Source organism: Streptomyces sp. DSM 116793, from assembly GCF_057320905.1.
The window spans coordinates 2,749,035-2,770,929 of record NZ_CM170494.1 but is presented as its reverse complement, the minus strand read 5'-3'; the positions used below and the strand labels follow the sequence as shown (position 1 = coordinate 2,770,929).

17 protein-coding genes and 1 pseudogene are annotated in these 21,895 nt (G+C 72.6%); 7 read left to right on the top strand and 11 right to left on the bottom strand.

Features of this window, described 5'->3' with window-relative positions; genetic code table 11:
* Nucleotides 1-427: 427 nt before the first annotated feature.
* Nucleotides 428-2,002 carry a PH domain-containing protein gene (locus tag ACSMXW_RS11015; protein WP_485805670.1) on the top strand — a complete coding sequence of 525 codons (1,575 nt, stop codon included), beginning with the start codon at nucleotides 428-430 and terminating at the stop codon, nucleotides 2,000-2,002.
* Nucleotides 2,003-2,195: 193 nt separating this feature from the next.
* Here ACSMXW_RS11015 and ACSMXW_RS11010 read toward each other — a convergent pair whose 3' ends face one another.
* The gene (locus ACSMXW_RS11010) at nucleotides 2,196-3,023 is read right to left on the bottom strand and encodes a hypothetical protein (RefSeq protein WP_485805668.1); all 828 of its coding nucleotides are present in this window, start codon (nucleotides 3,021-3,023) and stop codon (nucleotides 2,196-2,198) included.
* 472 nt (nucleotides 3,024-3,495) lie between these two features.
* Between ACSMXW_RS11010 and ACSMXW_RS11005 the strand changes: the two genes are divergently transcribed.
* Nucleotides 3,496-4,038: a hypothetical protein gene (locus ACSMXW_RS11005; protein ID WP_485805667.1), complete on the top strand. Its 543-nt coding sequence runs from the start codon at nucleotides 3,496-3,498 to the stop codon at nucleotides 4,036-4,038.
* A 162-nt stretch (nucleotides 4,039-4,200) separates the two neighbouring features.
* On the opposite strand, the gene ACSMXW_RS11000 is transcribed toward ACSMXW_RS11005, so the two are convergent.
* The gene (locus ACSMXW_RS11000; protein WP_485805665.1) at nucleotides 4,201-5,082 is read right to left on the bottom strand and encodes an SDR family oxidoreductase; all 882 of its coding nucleotides are present in this window, start codon (nucleotides 5,080-5,082) and stop codon (nucleotides 4,201-4,203) included.
* 91 nt (nucleotides 5,083-5,173) lie between these two features.
* Between ACSMXW_RS11000 and ACSMXW_RS10995 the strand changes: the two genes are divergently transcribed.
* Complete coding sequence (locus ACSMXW_RS10995) at nucleotides 5,174-5,752, top strand: TetR/AcrR family transcriptional regulator (RefSeq protein WP_485805663.1); 579 nt, start codon at nucleotides 5,174-5,176, stop codon at nucleotides 5,750-5,752.
* A gap of 127 nt (nucleotides 5,753-5,879) precedes the next feature.
* Here ACSMXW_RS10995 and ACSMXW_RS10990 read toward each other — a convergent pair whose 3' ends face one another.
* On the bottom strand, nucleotides 5,880-6,125 hold the full coding sequence (locus tag ACSMXW_RS10990; protein WP_485805661.1) for a DUF397 domain-containing protein: 246 nt from the start codon (nucleotides 6,123-6,125) through the stop codon (nucleotides 5,880-5,882).
* 2 nt (nucleotides 6,126-6,127) lie between these two features.
* Nucleotides 6,128-6,991 (bottom strand): helix-turn-helix domain-containing protein, encoded by an 864-nt coding sequence (locus ACSMXW_RS10985; protein WP_485805659.1) that lies wholly within the window; start codon nucleotides 6,989-6,991, stop codon nucleotides 6,128-6,130.
* Nucleotides 6,992-7,139: 148 nt separating this feature from the next.
* Here ACSMXW_RS10985 and ACSMXW_RS10980 point away from each other — a divergent pair, with 148 nt between their 5' ends.
* Complete coding sequence (locus tag ACSMXW_RS10980) at nucleotides 7,140-7,595, top strand: ATP-binding protein (protein ID WP_485805657.1); 456 nt, start codon at nucleotides 7,140-7,142, stop codon at nucleotides 7,593-7,595.
* Nucleotides 7,596-7,711: 116 nt separating this feature from the next.
* On the opposite strand, the gene ACSMXW_RS10975 is transcribed toward ACSMXW_RS10980, so the two are convergent.
* The 6 genes from ACSMXW_RS10975 to ACSMXW_RS10950 form a co-directional block, all read right to left on the bottom strand.
* Nucleotides 7,712-9,310 (bottom strand): alkaline phosphatase D family protein, encoded by a 1,599-nt coding sequence (locus ACSMXW_RS10975; RefSeq protein ID WP_485805655.1) that lies wholly within the window; start codon nucleotides 9,308-9,310, stop codon nucleotides 7,712-7,714.
* A gap of 279 nt (nucleotides 9,311-9,589) precedes the next feature.
* Nucleotides 9,590-10,366, bottom strand: a complete 777-nt coding sequence (locus ACSMXW_RS10970; RefSeq protein WP_485805653.1) for an SGNH/GDSL hydrolase family protein — start codon at nucleotides 10,364-10,366, stop codon at nucleotides 9,590-9,592.
* A gap of 479 nt (nucleotides 10,367-10,845) precedes the next feature.
* A complete protein-coding gene (locus ACSMXW_RS10965; protein ID WP_485807960.1) occupies nucleotides 10,846-12,129 on the bottom strand; it encodes an AAA domain-containing protein in 1,284 nt (427 codons plus the stop codon).
* 110 nt (nucleotides 12,130-12,239) lie between these two features.
* Nucleotides 12,240-14,012, bottom strand: coding sequence for a hypothetical protein (locus ACSMXW_RS10960; RefSeq protein ID WP_485805651.1), 1,773 nt, complete (start codon nucleotides 14,010-14,012; stop codon nucleotides 12,240-12,242).
* On the bottom strand, nucleotides 14,003-15,325 hold the full coding sequence (locus tag ACSMXW_RS10955; RefSeq protein WP_485807958.1) for a hypothetical protein: 1,323 nt from the start codon (nucleotides 15,323-15,325) through the stop codon (nucleotides 14,003-14,005). The genes ACSMXW_RS10960 and ACSMXW_RS10955 overlap by 10 nt, the downstream gene beginning before the upstream one ends.
* 88 nt (nucleotides 15,326-15,413) lie before the next feature.
* Nucleotides 15,414-16,403, bottom strand: coding sequence for a phosphatase PAP2 family protein (locus ACSMXW_RS10950; RefSeq protein WP_485805649.1), 990 nt, complete (start codon nucleotides 16,401-16,403; stop codon nucleotides 15,414-15,416).
* A gap of 602 nt (nucleotides 16,404-17,005) precedes the next feature.
* Here ACSMXW_RS10950 and ACSMXW_RS10945 point away from each other — a divergent pair.
* From ACSMXW_RS10945 to ACSMXW_RS10935, 3 genes are all read left to right on the top strand, one after another.
* The gene (locus tag ACSMXW_RS10945; protein ID WP_485807957.1) at nucleotides 17,006-17,404 is read left to right on the top strand and encodes a hypothetical protein; all 399 of its coding nucleotides are present in this window, start codon (nucleotides 17,006-17,008) and stop codon (nucleotides 17,402-17,404) included.
* Between the two features lie 534 nt (nucleotides 17,405-17,938).
* Nucleotides 17,939-19,177, top strand: a complete 1,239-nt coding sequence (locus ACSMXW_RS10940; protein ID WP_485805647.1) for an eCIS core domain-containing protein — start codon at nucleotides 17,939-17,941, stop codon at nucleotides 19,175-19,177.
* Nucleotides 19,178-19,532: 355 nt separating this feature from the next.
* On the top strand, nucleotides 19,533-20,462 hold the full coding sequence (locus ACSMXW_RS10935; RefSeq protein ID WP_485805645.1) for a spermidine synthase: 930 nt from the start codon (nucleotides 19,533-19,535) through the stop codon (nucleotides 20,460-20,462).
* 529 nt (nucleotides 20,463-20,991) lie between these two features.
* Here the strand turns inward: ACSMXW_RS10935 and ACSMXW_RS10930 are convergent.
* Nucleotides 20,992-21,775, bottom strand: a pseudogene (locus ACSMXW_RS10930) (transposase).
* Nucleotides 21,776-21,895 lie beyond the last annotated feature (120 nt).

Below are 21,895 nucleotides of genomic sequence, written 5' to 3'. Positions count from 1 at the left end.
CCGTAGACCCCGTTGACCCCTGCCGATCGAGCGACGACGACGTCCGTGTCGCTCCATAACGGCACAGACCGTGAGTTAACAATGGGTACCGGGACGCACCTGAAGGAGGGCGGACCAGGTGAACAACGGGTTACATGTGGGAAGTCTCACCTGCCGCGACGTGCTGAACGCCATGAACTGCCCCGGCGTCGGGAGCCGACGACCGCGGCGCGCGCTCTGCGTGCGGGGTGCCCTGGAGGATCACCTCCGTCGCCTGGGCGGCGGGGGCGGCCGGTGCGTCGCCAGGCCGCACGCCGGGGTCCGGGCAGGCCGCACGCCGGGGTCCGGGCAGGCCGTACGCCGGGGACCGAGGACGGCCGGTCACGGTGGGCGGCTCTCGGTTCACCCACCTGGCACGTGGAGTGTGCCCGGTGGCAAGCTCCCGCTCATGACGGATGCTCTGGACGTGACGTGCCGCCCTCTCAGACGGCGGCCCCTGTGGCTCCCGGTCGGACTCGGGGCCGCAGGGGCGATCCTGGCCGCGGTGGGCCTGGTGTGGATGGCCGTATTCGTGGACGTGCGGGCGGGTGCGGGCCTGCTGGTCGCTCTGGTGGGCGTCGTGTGCCTCCTGGTGGGCGCCGTCTGGCTCCACGCGGCCACGGCCGGGGTGAGCGCCGACGCGTACGGCGTGCACTCCCGGACGCTGCTGCGCAGCCGGAGCACACCGTGGCGCGACGTCGCCGACCTTGCCGTCTACCTCCAGCGCGGGCGCTACCAGGACATCCGTCGCGTCGTCGTGGTGTTGCGCGGCGGACGCAGGCGGCGGCTGCCCTTGCCGGTGAGCGCGTCGTCCGTCGACCAGGCGGACTTCGACGCGAACCTGGAGGCGCTCCGCGCGCTGCACCGCCGCTACGGAACTCCGGCGTCGAGCCACCTGCCCGTCATCTCGACCCGTACCGCCGGGCGCGGCACGGCCGCATGGCTGGTCGTGTGCGTCCTGCTGCTCGCGGGCGCGGGCCTCGCGGCGTGGTTCGTGCCGATCGCCGACTCGGAGCAACGGGCCTGGCGGGCGGCCACCCCGTGCAGCGCCGAGACGCCCGCCACGGAGCGGGCCGAGTGCCTGACCACCCTGCCGGCCGTGATCGCGCGGACCGACGTCGGCACCGGCAAGCAGCCCAGCCACCTGTACTTCGCCGGCGGCCGGCCACTGGACCGGCTGGCGGTCTCATCGGACGGCGCACAGGGGTTCCGGCCCGGCGACCACGTCAAGTTGACCGTCTGGCGCCATCAGGTGAGGGTGGTCTCCTCGGAGCGCTACGTGTGGCGCGATCACTTCGCCGGCGCCGGAAGCGTGGCCGTCGTCGCGGCCGTGTGCGTCCTCGCCGCGGGGTACCCCGGCGCCGTGGTGCTGATGCGCCGACGCGGGCGCCGGCTGCCGGACGACGAGGTCCTCCCGTCGGCCCTGCCGTTCGCGGGAGTACTCGTCGGTACAGCGCTGTGGCTCGTGCCGCTCTGCTACCTCCACCCGACGACCCTGACCTCCTCGGAGGCGGCGATAACGTGGGGAGCCGGGGGCCTGCCGGCCACGCTGGTCCTGTTCACCTGGGCCTGGCGCGCCACCCGAGTCGATGCGCCCCGGAAGACTCGCGCGCTCCCGCCGTCCGGTGGGCCTGCCGAGAAGACGGACGGCGAGGACGTGTTCGTGCCGGCCCGCTTCCTGGATCCCACCGACTACAACCCGAACGCCTTCGGTACCCATATCGTCTTCGGCGACGGCCCACCCGCGGTGACACCCCACTCCGGCCCGGGCCGGTTCGCGGCGAAAGGGATTCCGGTGGAGCGGCTCACGGTCACGGGCACACGGCGCGTGCGGGGCGACGACGGCGACGGCGTCCCGAGAAGCTGGCACATAGCCGAACTCGACGACGCGGGCAGGCCGGTCCGCCTCGCGGCCGCCCCGGGTGACCTGGCCCGCGTCATCCGCGGGCTCGGCCTGGTCACCGCGGAGAAGCCGGGCCCCTGACTTGTGATCGGTGAGTCATGAAGCGCCTGATCCGGCAGCAGCGATAACTCCCGGTGCCTCATACGCCCCCAGGCTCTGCCCGGTGCCGTCCACTATGCGTTCTGCAAGTAGCACCGGGCTTCGGTGAGGGCGTCGATGGCGCCGTGCTCACAGGCAGCTCGGAACGGCCGACAGTCTTCTTCTGCCGGTAGTCTCACGGCGGCGCCCCTGGACCTGAAATAACCACCGAATGATGAGACTGGAAGAAGCCGCACCATTCAGTGTAGATGCCTCGATTGCAGGTGAAGGGATCCCTGATGAAGTTGCGGGAATCGTCTCGATCGGTCGCATAGTGCTGGCCCGGCTTATGGCTCCAGAACCCGCCGCGGTCCAGTCGGTAGAAGTGAAAGTCCCGCTTCCCGCAGGGCCTTGTCCCGACAACCATGGCGATCACGTACCGATAAACACCCGGAGGCTGGCAGTCACCCCAGGAGCGCAACCCATCCCGCACCAACCCCGTCCGTACCTCGGCGCACTTCATGGTCGGCGGAATGCGGTAACCATGGTGATAGCCGGGCTTGGAAAACTTGTTCGTGGCCAGGTCGATGGCATAGTCATAACAGTTGTTAGCCCGCACGACCTCTGGTCGATTCCAGTAGTCAGGGTAGTAGAATTGCGAGTTGAACTCACACTTGCCGAGGTTGATTTCACGCAGCTGCTCGGCGACTTCAGCCGCAACGTCCGGATCCGGCGGCTCGCTCGGCTCGCCTGCGCCGCCCAGCTGCTTCGTCACGGTCCGGTAGATGTCCTGCCGCACGGATTCACGGAGGGCGCGAGCATCTCCCCTTTCGGCTTCCTCAACAGGCTCCGGCATGGTTTCCAGAAGCTGCTCGGCCAAGTCCGCACTGGCGAACGGGTCTTCCGCTCCACCGTTTGCCACCTCGAAACTCGGCGGCAGGCCGAGCAACTGGGAGTCGCTGGCGAGATCAACGCGAAGTCCACGGAAGTCGAGCCCCCCGAATCCGCTGTGCATCTCGGCCACACCTGATCGGTGGCGCAGGATCAATCGGAGTAGGCGGTGTACTTCATCAGGATCCGTGACCAGCCATGAAGGGTTCGGGAGACCTGAGAAGATGTCTATCGTGATACGGAGTCTCAAGACACACCTCCTCAATGTGCCAATACTCCACGTAAGCACACCCAGCCCTTGATCGCACCTGTCGAGCCACTTCCTCACACCAACCTCTTCACCCCCGCAGTCTGCGTCGAGGCACGGCCCCATAACGCGGGCACAACGGTTGCCGAAGCACCGGTTATCGTGCTGTCATGCGGCCCCGACGTACCAGGCGTAGGCTATGCAATGACTTCTGGACGTACAGCGCCTGCCGGTTGGCGCATGGCATTCGGCAGCGATACAGGAACCACGAAACGACATTCTCTGCGTCCGAACGCTTACTGGTGAGTGCAGCCTTTACGCCAACATGCCCCGATTGCAGACCCTGGAGGTGAGGAACATGGTGGAAAAATTCGTCGTCGACGAGATCAGCGAGGGTGTCTTCGATGTTCGCCTGAACGGCACCGCCTACAGGTACGAGCGTGACCCGAGCCGTACCGTAGTAAATGCGTTCGACCAGGGTGAGGTCGTTGAAAGCCTGCTGTCCGTTCGCAAGAAAGACGATGGAATCTTCGTGTGGGTCACGGTGCCGCAAGAGATGTTCCTCATCTCCCGTGGCGACGAGGAGCTGCTCAGTACTCTCGCCAGCGTGAACGGAGTTCCCTACCTCGTGGAGTCACCGGCGGCCGGCCACGTAGCCGACATCGAACAGGCACTAGCCGCAACCGTGCAACCGCCGATCCCTCGCGTCCTTGAGTTCGGCGACCTGCTGCGCACCAGTGACGAGTTCCGCCGGGCATTGCGCTTCCCCGATGAACCGACCCCGCTGGGCCTCTCCTGCGATCTCTTCAACCGGGCGTGTGAGGGCTCTGAAGCGTCACCCGTCGGCCCACTGCTGCGCGCTACTTGCATGGCCTGCGTGCTTGAGGCCCGCGAAGCCTGACGGCCGGGCACCGCTCGCCGCCCTGTATGGCTCCCGCTGGCCCGGCCCTGGCCGACCAGGATTCCCGCCAGGGCGGAGGGCTACCGCGCTGCCCTTCCTCCGGCCGACCGGGGGCCGTGCATGACGACGTTGGGGTCGGCCACGGGCACAGGGTTGACGGTCTCAGGGCTGGATGTTCTCCAGGTCCTCAAGGAGGCCGGGGTGTGTCGGCTGCCATCCGAGGGCCGCGCGGGTGTGGGCACTGGACGCCGGCTGGTCCATCGCGAAGATGGGGCCGAACGGCCCGAAGGTCTCCTCCGGTACCGCCGCGACCGGCAGGCCCAGCCGCCGACCGACGACTGTCGCGATGTCGCGCACCGCGTCGCCCTCGTCGGCCACGGCGTGCCAGGCTGTCCCGGCCGGCGCCGATTCGAGGGCCAGCCGGAACAGGACCGCCGCGTCGAGGGCGTGCACGGCCGGCCAGCGCTGGGTGCCGTCGCCCGGGTAGCCGGCCACCCCGGTGCGGCGCGCCTGGTCGGTCAACAGGCCGGCGAATCCGCCCTTGCCCTCGTTGTGGACCGTGCGCGGCATCCGGACAGCCGTGGCGCGCACACCGCGCGAGGCCAGCTCCAGCAGTGCGTTGACGGAACGGCCCCGACCGCCTACAGGTCCGTCGGTCGGCAGCGGATCGGTTTCGGTGGCGGGGCGGCCCGGCACCCAGGGCGTGCCCGAGACCGTGACGATCGGACGGTCGCTGCCGACGAGCTCGTTGCCCAGGGCGGCGAGGGCGGCGCTCTCCTGGGCGACGCCCCGTGCGAGCCCGTCCGGGTCGCCGTAGTCGCGGCTGAACGCCAGGCTGATCACGCCATCGGCCTGCGCGGCGCCGGCGCGCAGGACGTCGAGGTCCGCGATCTCGCCTCGCAGCGGCTCGGCCCCGGCGCGTCTGAGGGCCTGCGCGGAGGCGTCCGAGCGGGCCAGCCCGAGGACGGTGTGGCCGTGGGCGAGTAGTTCGGCGACGACCGCGGAGCCGATGGTTCCGGTACCGCCGGTGACGAAGACATGCATGAGGGCTCTCCCGACAGGTGATGCGACAGGTGTCCCATCACCGTAACAGAGTGACGGGACACCTGTCGCATCACTCTGCTACGGTGAGGGCATGACTCGATGGCAACCGGGGGCGCGAGAGCGGATGGTCGTCGCGGCAGTGGACCTCTTCACCGAGCAGGGGTACGACGCCACCACCGTGGCGCAGATCGCCGCGCGCGCCGGAGTCACCAGAAGCACCTTCCACCGGCACTTCTCCGACAAGCGTGAGATCCTGGTGGCCGGGCAGGCGACACTGAGCAAGCTCCTCGCCGAGGGCATCGCGCAGGCACCGGCGAGCGCCGGCCCGCTCGACGCGGTCGCCGCCGGCCTGGAGCGCGCATCGAGTGAAATGGGGCCGCTCAATCGCGACCTCGGTCCCCGCCTGAAAGCGGCCGTGGCGGCCAGCACCGAGCTCCAGGAGCGGGACGCGCTGAAGAGCATCGGCCTCGCGGCCGCCATGACGGACGCGCTCGTCGCCCGCGGCGTTCCCGATCCGACCGCGCACCTCGCGGCCGAGTTGGGGGTCCTCGCCTTCAAGCAGGGCTATGCCCGGTGGTCCGAAGCCGATCGTGACGACACGACAGGGCTCGCGCACCATGCGCTGGCTGCCCTGGAGGACCTTCGCGCGGCAACCAGGACGCTGGGCTGATTCCGCGCGATGTCTGCGGCATGAGCGTGCACGGTCCACAGCGTGCCGCGTGACACCGTGGTCCGCAGGTGTGCCCCCGGCGGCTCGTGCCGGGGGCACACCTTGGACGATCAATCGCCGGACGCTGCTACCGGGTCGCGAAGCCGACGAACGCGGTCCAGGCGGCGGCGCTCACCGTAAGGCTGGGCCGGGTTATCTCCTTGGAGTCCCGGATGTGGACGGCGTGGGGGCAGGCGGTCATCTCTACGCAGTCGCCTCCATCACCAGCGCTGTAGCTGGACTTGCGCCAGTCCATGGCGACCTCGATGCACTCGCCGCCGTCCCCAGCGCTGTAGCTGCTCTTGAACCAAGCGAGCTTCTCGGACGTTTCCACGCTTATCCCTCTCCAAGCAACTTCTCGACCAAGGCCAGTGACTCCTCCGGAGTGAGTGCTTGCGCCCGCAGACAGCCGTAGGTGGCCTCCAGCTCCCGCACTCGATTCCGTTCGGTGTGCAGACGGCTGTCGCTCTGCACCTCCGTATAGGCGATCCTCCGCCCGTCTTTGACTTCCATCAAGGTGAACGGCCCTGCTAGCCCAGCGTGCTCGCCGCGGTTCAATGGCATGACCTGAATGTCCACATTGCGCGCCTGGCCGGTCAGGAGGATCTGTTCCAACTGTCCCCGCCAGACCTGCTCACCACCGATACGGCGGTGTAGCACGCTTTCTTCCATGACGAAGCTCAGGTGCGGACGTGGACGGCGTGCAAAGATCGTCTGCCTCTCCAAACGAGCCGCGAGGCGCTGCTCGATGGTTTCTTCCTCAAGGAGAGGCCGCCACATCCGGAAAACAGCCCTCCCGTACTCCTCTGTCTGCAACAATCCCGGCACCGCCTGCGTCGCGTACACATGCACCTCAACCGCCTTCGCCTCCAGAACCGCCGCGTCCTGGAAGAACGGTGGGTACTGTGCTCGCGCGACCTCCTCCTTCATCTCCATGAGGACGCCGCCCGCGTCCAGCCGCTCGTCCGCCTGGTCGATGAACCGGGGCGGCGGAACCCTGCGCCCCTGCTCGTAGGACGCGATCGTGGACGCCGAGTAGCCGACCATCGCGCCGAACTCCCGTCGTTCCAGTCCCGCCCTCACCCGGCACCGTTTCAACTGCCGTCCGAACGCCCGCAGGATGCCCGAGCCGGGCTCCGGTTCCGGCTGCTGTTCCTCCGGGCCGGACGCCTCGTCCACCATGTCCGTCGTTTCGCTCATCCCCGTACCACCTCCACCGCCCAACGCGTCCCCGCGCCAGGTCGTCACGCCTCGCCCCGCACACGGGCGCCCACGAGACACGTACAGCAACCGCCCGTGTGCGCGTCGTGTCTCGTCACGTTACGGCCAGGGCGGAAGCGTGAACCACATGAACAGCGAGATTTCCCCCGCACCGGGGGCGCCCAACCCCGGCCTCGGCCCCCGGGAGTTCGCCATGCGGTTCACGTCCTCGCGGCGCGGTGCGCGTCTCGCCCGGCGTCTCGTGTCGCACCGGCTCGACACGTGGGGCCACGCGTACGACGGTCACGTCAACGAGACGTTGGCCCTGATCACGGCGGAGCTGGCCGCCAACGCCGTGCGGCACGGGCACGTGCCGGGCCGGGACTTCCACGTTCGTCTGACCGAGGAGGGGCGGGTCCTGCGGGTGGAGGTGACCGACACCCGTACCGAGCACGTGCCGCCGCTGTCCGGGAAGGAGCCGCCGGGCGACGCCGAGGCGGGCCGTGGGCTGCTCATCGTCGCCCGGCTGGCGACCCGGTGGGCGGTCGCGCCGCGCGTCGGCGCACCGGGCAAGACGGTGTGGGCGGAGTTGCACCTCCCGTGAGTGCCCCCGTCCCCGCATGGACGACGGGGGCGGTGGGCGCGGGACGCCGCCAAGGCGCCGGCCCCGGGCGCGCCGACGGGGCGGTCCGGGGCCGGTAGGGCCGGTACGGCCGGGGGTCAGGCTTCCTGCACGCCGGGGCGCCCGTCCTCCACGACGAAGCTGGCCCGGGTGGAGACCGGCGCGCCCGGGGTGGTCACGAAGGGCACCACCCGGAAGTCGCTGCGCCAGCGCTCGGGCGTGAGGTTCACGCGGACGTAGCCGCGCTGCCCGTTGAAGAACTTCATGTGCGGGTTGGCCGCCAGGAGGTTCTGGCCGTCCGCGTTCATGTCCGCGCCGTCCGCGCCGCTGGTGATGGACGTGCCGACGAACTCGCTGGCCACCGTGGGAGAGTCGGGGTCGGCGAAGTCGCGCTTGAGGTCCCAGGCGTAGTTCTGGTGGCGGTCGCCCGTGATCACCACGAGGTTGCGCACGCCGCGGTCCTGGGCCGCCCCGAGCACCCGGTTGCGGTCGGCCACGTAGCCGTCCCACGGGTCGTCCCACACCTTCGTGACGTCGGGACTCGGATCGAGGTCGGTCTGGCCCATGGCGACCTGGTTCCCGAGGACCTGCCAGCGCGCCCTGGAGGAGCCGAAGCCCTTCAGCAGCCACTCCCGCTGCTCGGCGCCGAGGATGGTGAGACCGGGGTCCAGGCGGGCGGTGCAGTCGACCGAGGTGGTGTCGCCGCAGGGCTGGTCGTCGCGGAACTGGCGGGTGTCCAGGATGGTGAAGTCCGCGAGCGTGCCGTAGGTCAGCCGGCGGTGCAGGCGCATGTCGGGGCCGGAGGGCATCTGGGCCCGCCGGTACGGCAGGTGCTCGTACATGGCCTGGAACGCCGCGGCCCTGCGCTGCCGGAACACCGCCGGGTCCTGGTCGGGCTCGGTGTCGACCTGCGAGATGTCGCCCGCCCAGTTGTTCTCGACCTCGTGGTCGTCGTTGACGTGGACCCACGGGAACGCGGCGTGCGCCTGCTGCAGCGGCGCCTCGGACTTGTACAGCGCGTACTGGAGGCGGTAGCGGGGCAGGTCGAACGTCTCGGTGGTGAACTGCTGGGGCACGGTGACGCCCCGTTTGTTCGTGCCCACCCCCGACTCGTAGATGTAGTCGCCCAGGTGCACGACGAGATCGAGGTCCTCGGCCGCCATATGCTCGTAGGCGGTGTAGTACCCGTCCTGCCACGCCTGGCACGACGCGAACGCGAACGTGAGCCCGCGCAGCCGGGCGCCCGGCGCGGGCGCCGTCCGGGTCCGGCCCACCGGGGAGATCGCGCCGCCCACCCGGAACCGGTAGAAGTACACGCGGTCCGGGGCGAGACCGTGGATCTCGGGGTGGACGGAGTGCGCCAGCTCCGGGGTCGCCACCACGCTCCCGCGCCGGACCACGGAACGGAACCGCTCGTCCCCGGCCACCTCGTACTCCACCCGGACGGGCTGCGGCGGCATGCCTCCCGAGCCGTCCGCGGCGAACGGGTCCGGAGCCAGCCGGGTCCACAGCACCACACCGTCGGGCAGCGGATCGCCCGAGGCCACGCCGAGCGTGAAGGGGTTGCCGCCGGTCCGTGGCGCCGCGTACGAGGCGGAGGCGCTCCACACCCCGGTGCCGAGCAGCACGGCGGCGGCGCCCGCGCCACCGAGCCGCACGATCTGCCGACGGGACACCGGCTTTGCGGGTCTGTCCATGATGGTTCTCCTGCGGTAGAGGGCAGGGGTCGTCGGCCAGATGCTCTGGAGCGAAGCTGACATCCGGACCTGACCACGGTGACCACCGGGTGAAGTTACGGGCACGCGCGGTGTTCGGGGCGCGGGGCGCGGCGGGGCGCCCCCATCGCCCGGCCCCGGCGATCGGGGCGGGGCGCCCCCGTCGCCGGGGCCGGGGTGCCGTCACGGGCGGGGCCCGGGGCCCGGGGGCGTTCCCCCTCGGTCGTCTGACAGCGGGCTACCGAGTCCGCGTGTCCGGGATCACCAGCGGTACCGGGCGCAGCGGATGGCGCGGTCGACCGCGGCGGACATGGCCTGCTGGCCCTGGGCGTTGGGATGTGCCGGAGCGACCGGAGGCGTGGTGACCAACGGCTCGATCCACCGTTGCCCGGCGGGCCGGCACATGTCGTGCCCGATGCTCGGCGTGTACGTGTCCACGTACTGCGCGCCCGCGTTCCGTGCCTCGTCGGCGAGCATGGCGTTGAGCTTCTTCTCGGTGTCGCGCAGGTACGCGAAGTCCCCCATCGCCAGCGGGGCCGTACTGCTGGTGCAGCCTGTGCCGTCGTCCGGGAAGAGGTCCGGATAGCCGACGACCAGCACCCGGGCGTGCGGTGCCCGCCGGTGCACATCGTTCAGCACCGAGGCGACCTTGGGCCCGGTCTGCTGGACGAGAGCGGCCAACTGGTCGGTGCCGCCCGCGGTGAAGTGCTCGCGGCAGGGTGCGCCCGTGGGGTCCGATGCGGTGAGGCCGGCGCAGGTGGCCAGGTCGTCGGTGAAGCCGATGTCGTTGCCGCCGATGGTCACGCTCACCACGTCGGTGGCGCGGGTGACCGCGTCGAGCTGTGGTGCCAGGCTCCCCTGGGGCCCGGTTATGCCGGACGTCGTCGCACCGGCACAGCTGACGTCCGTCAATCGCCACTGCTGACTCGACGCGGTCAAAGACGGGTAGTTGTGGTCCGAGCGCGCGCACGTGGAGTCGGTCTGATCGGCGATCCCCGGTGCCGATGCGTACGAGTCGCCCAACGAGGTGTAGTCCACCCCAGGGGAAGCGTCCGTGACCGCGGATGCCTGGCCTGCACCCGCCAGACTCAGCGCCAAAGCCCCGGACCCTGCCGCCACGGCCACTGCCATGCGGTGGCGCGCGGTGGTGTATCGCCTGAATGCCATCTGTACTTGTCCCTTGCTCACATACCGGTCATCGGGTGGCCCCGAGCCGGCAATCGCTCCATGTGCCTGGCGGTCGGCAAACCCGGTCGTCTCCACGACCACCAGTCGTCTTCATGACCACCAGTCGTCTTCATGACCACCAGTCGTCTCCATGACCATCCGCAGGAACGGTTCGACCACTCTCGTACGGTTGACCACTCCAACAACGGAGACGTCGGTGAGCCGAGAGCGGTTCAACCGCCGTTCCGGTGTCCGGTACGCAGCAGCGGGAGCTCAAACCCCGCCGGGCAGTTTCACGCCCGCCTTTGGGCGGGCTCGGGCCCGGATCGCCCGGTACGCCTCACACGGCCTTACGGCTCCTGCCGCACCCGGTGCTCGGCCAGATGCGAGAGCACCGCGTGGTTCGCCTCCCAGCCGTCCGGGAACTTGATGGTGACGCCGAGTTGCACCGGTTCCATGGACGGGTGGTCGTCCAGGAGTTCCGTGACGCCCGCCCGGCACACCACGATGCAGGCGTGCCGGTGACGGGAGGCCAGTACGCACAGGCGGCCCGTCTCCAGGTGGAACGCGGTGGCGTCCGGGCGGCCGGAGAGCGGGTGCAGGACCACCGTGACGTCGTACTCGCGGCCCTGGAGGCGGTTGGCCGTGTCCGCGGTGACGTCCGTGATGCCGAGCGTGGCCAGCTCCGCCCGCACCGCCGCCGCCTGGTCGCGGTGCGCGGTGCCCACCGCGATGCGGTCCGCCGTCAGCGGCACCGGCTCGTCCGCTCGCTCGGAGCGCGCCGAGCCGCCGCGCTCCAGCAGCCGGCGGACCACCTGGGCGACCGCGCGCACCGCCTCCGGATCGGTGCGCGGCGTGTGCCGGGCGGGGAGTTCGAGCAGGCCCCAGCCGGACGCCGCGGCCTCGTCGATCACCCGGTCCGCGCCGGAGCCGTCCGGCGCCACCGCGAAGCGCAGCGCACGGTCGCCGTGGCCGGTGCCGCTGCGGAACGGCGTGTACGGGTAGAACGCCGCCGAGACCAGCGGTGCCGCGGAGGCGGGCAGGCGCCAGGACACCGGCAGGCGGTGCTGCGGCAGGTCCGGGTTGTGCGCGAGCAGTGTCGACACGGCGCTCGCCGCGGGGTCGTAGGAGAGTCCCGCCCACTGCTCGGAGCCGACGATCGAGAACGGGTCGAGCTGGCCCGGGTCGCCCACGAACAACGCGCGCTCGAAGAGGCCCGCCACCGCCAGCAGACCGTCCGAGCGCATCTGGTACGCCTCGTCCACGATCGCGTGCCCCCACGGCTCCACGCCCCTGACGTGCGCCCACTTCGCGGCGGTCGAGATGACGACGTCGAGCCCGGCGAGGTCCGCGACCCGGGCCGCGGTGCGCACCCGGGGGAGGTCGTCGAGCGCCTTGTCGTAGGCGTCCGCGTCACTGCTGTGCAGGCGGCCCACCGGCAGGTCGGGGGCCTTCTCGGCGATCCGCAGCACCAGGTCGTCGACCTGGGCGTTCGTCTGCGCCACCACCATCAGCGGGTGGCCCGCGGCGGCCAGTTCCAGCGCGGCGCGCACCACCAGGGTGGACTTGCCCGCGCCCGGCGGCGAGTCCACGACCACGCCGCGTGCGGTGCCGTGCAGCGTGTCGCGCAGGATCGCGTCGGTGGCGCGGGCGGCTGCGGTGCCGGGGTCGGCTGCGGTGCCCGGGTCGGCGTCGTCCGGGGGGCGCTGCTCGGGGGCCGCCGGGGAGTGTTCGGGCAGGAGTGTCACAGGATGTCCTCCGGGGTGACCGGGTCCGGCGCCTCGGCCGCCTCGCCCGGCGGGCCGCCGTGCGTCCACGGGGTCTCCTCCGGGTCGGGCAGCTTGGGGCCGCCCCGCTGGTCGTGCTCGAAGAGCGTGAACAGGACGCGGTCACCCTTCTCCGGCACGGAGCCCGGCTCGGGGTCCCGGCCGCGTCCCATCTTGTCGACGATGCGCAGGACGACGACCAGGCCGGTGTCGCCCACGCCGTGGCCGATGCCGTCGTCGTCGCCGTGACCGTCGTCGTCGCGGTGGCCGTCGCCGACCGCCCGCGCCGGGGGCCCTGCGGCGCCGGCCGGGTCCTCGGTGTCCCGGACGCCGGCGTGCTCGGCGTGCTCGATGTCCTTTACGTGCTCGGCGTGCTCGGGGTGCTCGACGTCCTCGACGACCTCCACCACCTCGGCCGTCTGCGGCCTGCCGTCCAGGGAGCGGTAGACCCTGCCGCGGACGGTGAGCCGGGGGCGGTCGTCCGTGCGGACGGTGACGAGCGGGCGGGGGCTGGGCCGCCTGCCCTCGGTGCGGGTCATGACGACATCCGTCACCTCGCCCGCGAAGGCCTCGCCGGCCAGCCGCCGGCCGGCCATCACCAGCGGGTCGTCCAGCGCCTCCTGGGCGTCGAGACGGGCCTGCTCGCGCTCGCGTGCGGCCAGCTTGTTCGCCGCGGTCACGGCGTCGTCGCGGCGCGGCTGCGGCGGTTCGCCGGCCAGGACGCGGTCCCGGTGGCCGGTGAACGACCAGCGGTCGCGCGTCCAGCGGTCCGCCACGTGGGCGCCCTCCGGCAGCCGGCACAGCAGGTCGAGGCCCCGCCAGATGGCGTCCCAGGTGGGACGGGTACGGCTGTCGACCAGGGCGCGGATCTCGTACTCGGCGGCCGTGACCGCGCCGAGCCGCTCGTCCGCCGCCAGGGCGTCCTCGGCCGCGCTCAGTGCCGTACGGGCGCGGTCGTACCGTTCGATGGCCGGGGCGAGCAGGTGGTTGTCGAACGCCGGGTCGGTGGCGGGTCCCGCGGGCGGGCAGAGCAGCTGGCCCTGGTGGTCCCTGGCCAGCTCGGCGCGGTGCGCGGCCTCGGCCCCCGACGTGCCGGGCGGCGCCTCCAGCCAGGCCAGCAGGGCGCCCAGGTGCTGGTCCTCCAGGCTGGACTGGCCCGTCGCCCAGTGGCGCCCGAGCAGATCCGTCATGGCCGGCAGCAGCGCCGAGCCGGGCACCCGGGACCGCTCGCCGAAGTGCGTCAGCCAGCGGCCGAGCAGCGGCACCGCGGGCGGCGCCGGGTACGGCGCGTCGGGGTCGGCCTCCGCGGTGCGCCGGAACCGCATCGAGCGGCCCAGCAGCCGTACGAAGGCGATGCCCGCGCGGTTCGGCACGATGAGCTGCGGGGCGTCCGCGCACAGCTCAGCCTCGGCCTTGACGCGCTTGCCGCTCTCCGGGTCGGTCTCGGTGCGCTCGACTCTCTCCACGGCGTCCGTGAAGGAGTCGATGTACGGCAGGACGATCTCGGCCAGCTCCGCGAGGAAGGCGAAGCGCAGGTCGCGATCGCGGGGTTGGGGCACCACGAGCAGCCGGGGCGAGGTGCGCTCGGTGCCGACCAGCGCGCCGAGCGGGGCGCCCGCCTCGCCCGCCGTCGTGAGCGGCACGAACACCAGGGGCCGGCCGGAGATGTGGCGGTGCCGCACGGTCGCGGTCGGCTGCGCCCGGCCGCCGGCCATCGCCTCAAGGCGGGCCAGGTCGGTGATCAGCGACATGCGCCCCCCTGAAACGTGTCTCCCTGAAACGTGTCTCCTTGAAGCGTGTCTTCCTTTAGCGCGTCTCTCCGAAGCGCGTCTCCCTGTAGCGCGTCTCCCTGTAGCGCCTCCGCGCGCAGCCCGGCCGCGCGGCGCAGCGCGGCGACCGCCGGGTCGGCCGGGTCGCCCGCCTCGCCGCGGGCCGCCGCGAGGACGGTCTCCACCGTGGTGAGGCCGCCCAGTTCGCCGCGGACGGCGCGGCCCAGCGCCGTGACGGCGCCCTCGGCACGGGCGCGGCCCCGGCAGTGGAACGCCAGCTCGCAGACGGAGAGGCACTCGGGCGCGTACGACGCGGGGACGGCCTCCACGGACGAGTACAGCTCGTTCGGCGGGAGACCGACGTCGAAGCGGGCCTCCTCGGGCAGGGCCGCCGCGATGTCCTGGATGCGGGTGAGGCGCGCGAGCTGCCGCCGGGTGACCGCGAGCTGCTTGCGCACGTCCACGGGGGCGGCCGTCGGGAGGTTGGAGAAGTCCTTCGGGCAGACCAGGAGCACCCGGTGCCGCACCCGAGGCGGCGGGTCGAGCCGTTCCGCCAGGTGCTCCAGTGCCAGCACGTACACCGCCGCCTGGCGGGCCGCGGCGCCCACCTTCTCCGGCTCGGCCGAGCCGTCGATCATCGGGAACGACTTGATCTCGACGACGCTCCAGCTGCCGTCCGGGTGCACCACGAGCGCGTCGGGCTCCAGGAACGCGGGGGTGCCCGCGACGTCGAGGGTGAGCATGGGGTGGTCGAGCAGGGTCCAGGGGAGCGGGCGGGACGCGGCCTGTGCTCCCCGGGTGGGGTTGGCGTCCGTGTCCCGGGCGCCGTCCCCGGCCTCCGCCGCTGCGTCCGCCTCCGCCGCGGACGGGGCGGGCGCCGGGGTTCCCGATGCGGTGGTCCCGGGCGAGGTGGACCCGGATCCGGTGGTCCCGGGCGAGGTGGACCCGGATCCGGTGGTCCCGGGCGAGGTGGACCCGGATCCGGTGGACGCGGGCGAGGTGGACCCGGCGGATCCCGTCCCCGACTCCCTGAGCACCAGGGCGGTACGCGCCGCGCGCCCCTCGGGGCCGCCGGCCGTGAGGTCCGGCACGTGGACCGTGGCCGCTGTGGGCGGCTCGGCGGACGGGTCCAGGTGGCGGTGGACCAGGCGGAGCAGCTCCTCGCCGCCGTCGCCCTTGACCCGCGCCTCGAAGGCGTGGCCCCGGATGAACGCGAACTGCGACTGGCCGAAACCCGACGGCGCGCCCAGCGCACGGGCCAGGGCGGCCTTGTCCACGCCCGCGCCGTCCAGCAGCGCACGCCGTCTGCACCCCGGGTTTGCGGCGAGCGCCGCCAACCGCCGGGCGTCCAGGGGGAGGGGCGCGGCCGTGGGGCCGCGCAGCTCAGCGAGCCGGTGCCGCAGCGCCGTCCCCCGCGTCGGCGGGTCGGGTGCTCGGCTCGGCACGCTGCTTGCGCTGTCGGGGAATTCGCTCACCTGCCGAAGTCTTGCACCCGTCACCGACAATCGCGGAACCCCGGGCGGATGCGGGTGCCGTCCGCCCGGCCGTGGCGTGCGCCGAGGCGATGCGCGCCGAGGCGGCCCGCACCGGCAGGTGGCGCCCCGCCAGCCGGGCGCGGGCGGCGTCGGTGAGCCGCAGGAAGGGCCGGGCGAGCACCAGGCCGAGGCCCATGACGGCCACGCCCGCGACCGCGTCGAGGAGGTAGTGGTTGGCGGTGCCCATCACCACGACCGTGGTGATCAGCGGGTATGCGATCCCGGCGGCCCTGGTCAGCGGCGAGCGGCCGTACCGCCACAGCATCAGCCCGCACCACAGCGCCCAGCCGACGTGCAGGCTCGGCATCGCCGCGTACTGGTTGGTCATGCCGCCGAGACCGCGGGGCGCGCTCGCGTCGCCCGCCCACCAGCCGTACGAGCTGTATTCGGCCATGATGTCGACGAACCCGTGCGACGGCGGGAGCAGCCGGGGCGGGCAGGTGGGCAGCAGGGTGAAGCCGACGAGGCCGACGAACGTGGAGAGCAGCAGCCAGGTGCGGCCGATCCGGTACTGCACGGGGCGGGTGCGGAAGAGCCAGACGGCTATCGCGGGCGTGACGACGTAGTGCAGCGAGGCGTACCAGAAGTCCGAGGGCACGCCGATGGCCAGGTGGCGCGCGAAGACATGGTTCAGCGGCTCTTCTATGTTGAGGTGCAGGACCCGCTCTATGCGCAGGATCGTGAGGCCGTGCTCGGTGGGGACGGCCGCGCCGCTGCGGGCCAGCAGCCGGCCCGCCGAGTAGGTGGCGTAGACCACGAGGACCAGGGGCAGTTCCGTCCACCAGCGGAGCCGGCTGCTCACTGTCGCCCCGGTGACCGGTGCGTCCGTCTGCGGCATCCGAGTGGTCTCCCTATCTTCCTGGTGAGCGGCCCATGGCGGTGAGCTGACGGCTCGGTGGCCTCCAGGGCCGTGCGCCCACTTTATGGCGTATGTGATCCCTTGGTGCGGGCCGCCCCCCTGATCGTCGTAGACGCAGTGACCGGCGGTGGGGTTGCTTGTGAAGCAAGTGCACGGGGGAGCGTGCGGGGCATCGGTGGATGGCCTCGCCGGGTATCCGCCCGGCGCCGTCCCGGGGGTGCCGGACGGGGCCAGGTGGGGGGCGTCCGGCGGTATCTCGGTGTGCGGTGGGGGCGCTTTGGTCGCGCTGCACGCCCCTGGGGGTGCGCTCTGGCGCGGGGGGTGGGACCGGGGGCGGAAGGGGCTCCAAGGGGAGGGCGCCGAGGGATATGCACGCAGAGTAGCGATCGTATACGCAGAGTTGTGAATATGAACGGGATATCCCACCCGCCGCCCGGACCGCGTCCGGCCGCCGGCCGTACCCGCACCGGGCCGTAGCCGGGGCGGGCGGGCCGCGTTGAGCCCTGCGGTGGGTCCCGGGAGCGGACGCCCTGCGGCCCGGGCGAGCACAGCGAGCGTGAACGAGGAGGACCGTGGTGAAGGTGCTGGAGCATGGTCCGGGGGTGCGGCCGGCGGCCGCGGATGTCCACGGCGACTTCTGCGACCTGGTCACCGTCCCGGCCCGGCAGGGTCTTGAGGCCGTCGACATCCTGCGCCGCGGCGCGGCGCGCGCCGTCGGCCCCGTGTTGCACGACGGCGCCTGCGCCACCCTCGGATTCCTGGTGCCGCCGGGCACGGCGGACGGCTGGGACCTGCCGGGCAGCGCCTGCACGCAGACCCGCGGCGACGTCCCGGGGCCGGCGGGCGCGCCGCCGATCGGCGGCGACGGCGGATGGCTGCTGCCGCCCGGGGACAGCGGGGGGCTGACCGACCCCACCGTGCTGCGGGCCGCGCTGGGGGAGGCGGCCCGGCTGATCGCGGCGGCGGACAACTGCCGGTGAGGGTGTTCCGGGCGGTGCGTCGGAGGGGCGTTTCGGGTGGGTTCGTTGGGAGGGGTGGTTCGGGCGGGTTCGTTTGGAGGGGCCGTTCCGGTGGGTGCGTGCGGAGGGGCGTTCCGGCGGGTGCGTTCGGAGATGTGCTCCGGCGGCCGGGGCAGGGAGTTCCGCACGGCATGCCCCCCGGCGCTGCCCCCGGCTGTGCCCGTCCGTTCATTCCGCGCGCGTCCCCCGCTCGGCGAGGCTGACGGCCGGGTCCCGTCTCGGACCACCGACCGGCCGGCCGGAGCGCCGAGGTTCAGCGCGCGAAGGGCCGGCACGGCACGGGCAGGACGCCGGTTCGGTACCGCGAAGGGGCGGCACGGTACGGGCCGGCACGGTACGGGCCGCCATGACACGGGCCCGAGCGCGGGTACGGCATGCCGCCGGTGCCGGGACGGTGGCTCGTAGCAGGGGCCGGCGGCTCGGCACACGAGTCGGCGGCTCGAAAAGGGAGTCGGCGGCTCGCCACGCCACCAGTCGAACGCCGAGGAGGCGTCCATGCGGGCACACGGGGAACGAACGGATCAGGGCGGTGCCGCGAAGCGCTCCCCGGCGCCGGCCGAACGCGGGCAGCGGGCCGCGCCCGCGCGGGCAGGCCGCCCGTTGCCGCTGACGCCCGCGGCGCTGGAGGTCCTGCAGCGCACAGTCGGAAACGCTGCCGTGCTGCGCGCCGTTGCCAGGGCCCGGCGCGCCCACGGTGCGGGACGCGGCGACGGCGCGGGACGCGGCGACGAGCAGGCCACCCCGGTCCAGCGCGCCACCGTCCAGGACGTGCTGCGCGGCTCCGGCAGGCCGCTGGACGACGAGGTCCGCGCGGACATGGAGGGACGTCTCGGCGCGGACTTCTCCGACGTCCGCCTGCACACCGGCCCCGCCGCGCAGCGCTCCGCCGCGGAGATCGGGGCCCGGGCCTACACCGCGGGGAACCACGTCGTCATCGGCCGGGGCGGCGCCGACCGGCACACGCTCGCGCACGAGCTGGTGCACGTCGTCCAGCAGCGTCGCGGGCCGGTGGCGGGCACGGACGACGGCAGCGGGCTCAGGGTCTCCGACCCCTCGGACCGGTTCGAGCGCGAGGCGGAAGCCCAGGCGCGCCGGGCACTGCGTGCGCCGGCGCCGGCGCACGCGCCCGCCTCCGCGCCCGCCGACGCGGCCATGCGCGCGTCCGCGCCCGTGCAGCGCGCCCAGTCCACCGGGGCGGAGGCGGCGGCGCGGCGGGCGCGGGCGGCGGTGCCGGGCGTGCAGCGCACCCACTACCCGCCGGGCGAGACCGTCACCGCGGACCCCGGATACTCGGTGATCCTGGGCGCGACGCTGAACGGTCACCCGATCGGGAACTTCAGCAGCGAGACCGCCCCGCACTCGCCCGGTGACCACGCCGAGGACCAACTGGTGGACGAGATCCAGACGGCCCTCTCCTTCACCGGGCCGATTGCGGACGGCGGAGTGCGGCAGGCGCTGGCCGCCGCGCAGGGGAACGCGCACACCCTCGTCATCCGCCTCAGCGCGAGTCCGTGCTCCACGGCACGGGGCACCAGCAGCAAGGCCGACGGCGCGGAAGGCTGCGCCGAACGGCTCATCGAGCTGGCCACGACGGACTACGACGGACATCGGTTCGCCATCAGCGTGCACGCGCACCACCTGTACCAGCCGAAGAAGGTCGACGACGCCAAGGCCAAGTCGCAGAAGGCCGTGGACGACATGGTGGCCGCGGGCATCACGGTGACGATCGGGTAGGACGCGTCCGACCGCGCACCGGCCCGCGTCGGGTGTGACCCGGCCGGCCCGATGGGAGTGCGGGGCTGTCGGCCGCGGTGATTCCGGTTCCGTCCGCCGGGGTGGGTGGGTGGGGGTCTGCCGGCTGGGGTGGGTCTGGTTCGGTCGGCCCGAGGCGAGTCCGGGGCTGTCGGCCGGGCGGGCCCCGCTCCGTCCGCCGGGTGGGCCGGGTCCCGTCGGCTGGGCGGGCCCGCGTCGGCTGGGCGGGCCCCCGTCGGCTGGGCGGACCCCCGCCGGTTGGCGGACCCCCGCCCACCTGGGGGTCCGACGCGGACCGAGGCGGGCCCGGCCCGGCGGGGGTGCCCATAATGGCCGGATGGCGAAGGGCAAGGGGCGCCGGGCGGGCGGCGGGGGCGAGCGCACGGCAGCGGCGGGGCGTACGGCGCGTGCGGGGCGGCGCAGGAGCGGGGGCGCCGCGGTCCGCGCCGAGGTCGGCGGCGGCCTCGCCGAGCTGGTGCCCGACCCCGACCGGCCGCGCGCCTGGACCCTGCTCGTCGACGGCGCCCCGCAGTCCCATGTGGACCTGGACGACCCCGGGCACCTCGACTTCGCCTACCAGCGCAGGCTGGGGCACCTCATCGACCTCGTCGCCCCGCCCGGCCGGCCGGTCCGCGCCCTGCACCTGGGCGGTGGCGCCTTCACCCTCGCCCGCTACACCGCGGCCACCCGCCCCCGCTCCACGCAGCAGGTCGTCGAGCACGACGGGGCCCTCGTCGACCTCGTCCGCCGCGAACTGCCGCTGGACCCCGCCGCCCGCATCCGGGTGCGCTGCGCCGACGCGCGCGCCGCGCTGGCCCGCTTCCCGGACGGCTGGGCCGACCTGGTGATCACCGATGTGTTCGGCGGGGCACGCACCCCCGCCCACCTCACCAGTGCCGAGTTCCTGGCCGAGGTGCACCGGGTGCTGGGGCCCGGCGGCTACTACGCGGCCAACCTCGCGGACGGCCCGCCACTCGCCCACCTGCGCGGCCAGGTCGCCACCGCGGCCACGCGGTTCACGGAACTGGCGCTGATCGCCGACCCGGCGGTGCTGCGCGGCAGACGCTTCGGCAACGCCGTGCTCGTCGCCGCCGACCACCCCCTGCCGCTGCCCGAACTCACCCGCCGCGCCGCGAGCGACCCGCACCCGGGCCGCGTCGAACACGGCCGCGCCCTCACGGACTTCACCGCCGGAGCACCCCCCGTCACCGACACCACCGCGACGGACTCCCCGCCCCCGCCCCCGTCCGCCTTCGACAACCGCTGACCCCGGCCGCCGCCGGCCCGACCCGGGGGCGGGCTCTGGTCCGATGACCGGATGGGTGAAGCAATCGAGTGGACAGACCGTCGCATCGTGGAGGGAGGCGTCGTGGAGCAGGCGTTCCGTCTGCCCCGGGGAGGAGGCGCCGTTCCCGGCGCGCTCTGGCTGCCGCCCACCCTGCCTCATCACCTCCTCCTCTGGTCCTGCTGGGACACGGGGGAGGCGGACACAAGCGGAGCGCGTGGAACCGCAGCCTGGCCTGCTGGTTCGCGTCACATGCCGGACTTGCCGCGCTCGCGAGCGACGGGCCGTACCACGGTGATCGAGTCCCCGGTCCGCTGCCGGCTGCGGAATACCAGGCTCGCATCACCGAGGAGGGGATCGATGTCGTCCTCAATCGAATGACGGACGACTGGCGTGCGGTTGTGGACGCCCTCGGGGCTTTGGGTACGGCGGACGTGGGAAACCTCGCCTACCTGGGAATGCCGATGGCCGCACGCTTCGGGGGGCCTTGTCCCCGAATCCTGGACACGGCTTATGCAGCTGTTGGCAGCGTAGTTGATGTCGTTGGGGACGCTGTCTCGTAGGCGATCGGGCTGCGCTGCCCGAGGCGGGGGTGACGGCGTCGAGTGTTGTAGCGGTTCAGCCAGCGGAGAGCGTCGAGGCGGGCCTCCCGCTCGTTGGACCAGCTCTTTCGGCCCTGGAGCGTTTCGCGGTTGAACGTGGCGTTGAAGGACTCGGCGAGCGCGTTGTCCGCGCTGGAGCCGACGGCGCTCATGGACTGGCGGACGCGGGCCTGGCTGCAGGCGTCGGCGAAAGCCCGGCTGGTGTACTGGGCGCCGTGGTCGGTGTGCATGATCGCGCCGGCGAGTCCCGCGTCGGCCGCGTGCCGGGCAGCCCGGTCCGCGGCCGTGGCGCGCCAGTAGTAGAAACTGGAGCGGGCGATGCCCAGGATGGTGCACAGCCGCTTCACGCCGTAGCGGCGCTGGTGGTCAGCGACGAATGGAAGCGGTTCACCAGCGCGTCTCCCCGGCGAAATACTTCGCCGCCTTCCGTAGGATCTCGCGTTCCTCCTCCAGCTCACGGACCTTCTTGCGCAGGGCGGCGTTCTCCGCCTCCAACGGCGTGGGCGGCTCGGCGGGCACCTCCGTCCGACGTCCCCGGGGCCCCCTCGCACCGGCCGCCCGGACCCAGTTCCGCAAGGTCTCCGGGTTGATCCCCAGATCGGCGGCGACCTGCCTGATCGTCGCCTCGGGCCGCGACTGGTACAGCGCGACCGCGTCCGCCTTGAACTGCGGCGGATAGTTCTTCATGACCACCAGATATCCGTCCTCAGATCCTCAGGATCCAGTGTCTCGTGTGTCCAAGATCAGGGGGCAAGGCCCGCCGTCTCGCTGCGTAGCACTAGCCGCAGTCAACGGGGGCGAAGGACGGCAGTT

Bases quoted from the DNA above. Each gene is read 5' to 3' on its own strand.
- ACSMXW_RS10960 (WP_485805651.1), bottom strand. From the start codon at position 14,012: ATGTCGCTGATCACCGACCTGGCCCGCCTTGAGGCGATGGCCGGCGGC.
- ACSMXW_RS11005 (WP_485805667.1), top strand. From the start codon at position 3,496: ATGGTGGAAAAATTCGTCGTCGACGAGATCAGCGAGGGTGTCTTCGAT.
- ACSMXW_RS10940 (WP_485805647.1), top strand. From the start codon at position 17,939: ATGCGGGCACACGGGGAACGAACGGATCAGGGCGGTGCCGCGAAGCGC.
- ACSMXW_RS11000 (WP_485805665.1), bottom strand. From the start codon at position 5,082: ATGCATGTCTTCGTCACCGGCGGTACCGGAACCATCGGCTCCGCGGTC.
- ACSMXW_RS10985 (WP_485805659.1), bottom strand. From the start codon at position 6,991: ATGAGCGAAACGACGGACATGGTGGACGAGGCGTCCGGCCCGGAGGAA.
- ACSMXW_RS11015 (WP_485805670.1), top strand. From the start codon at position 428: ATGACGGATGCTCTGGACGTGACGTGCCGCCCTCTCAGACGGCGGCCC.
- ACSMXW_RS10975 (WP_485805655.1), bottom strand. From the start codon at position 9,310: ATGGACAGACCCGCAAAGCCGGTGTCCCGTCGGCAGATCGTGCGGCTC.
- ACSMXW_RS10995 (WP_485805663.1), top strand. From the start codon at position 5,174: ATGACTCGATGGCAACCGGGGGCGCGAGAGCGGATGGTCGTCGCGGCA.
- ACSMXW_RS10935 (WP_485805645.1), top strand. From the start codon at position 19,533: ATGGCGAAGGGCAAGGGGCGCCGGGCGGGCGGCGGGGGCGAGCGCACG.
- ACSMXW_RS10980 (WP_485805657.1), top strand. From the start codon at position 7,140: ATGAACAGCGAGATTTCCCCCGCACCGGGGGCGCCCAACCCCGGCCTC.
- ACSMXW_RS10950 (WP_485805649.1), bottom strand. From the start codon at position 16,403: ATGCCGCAGACGGACGCACCGGTCACCGGGGCGACAGTGAGCAGCCGG.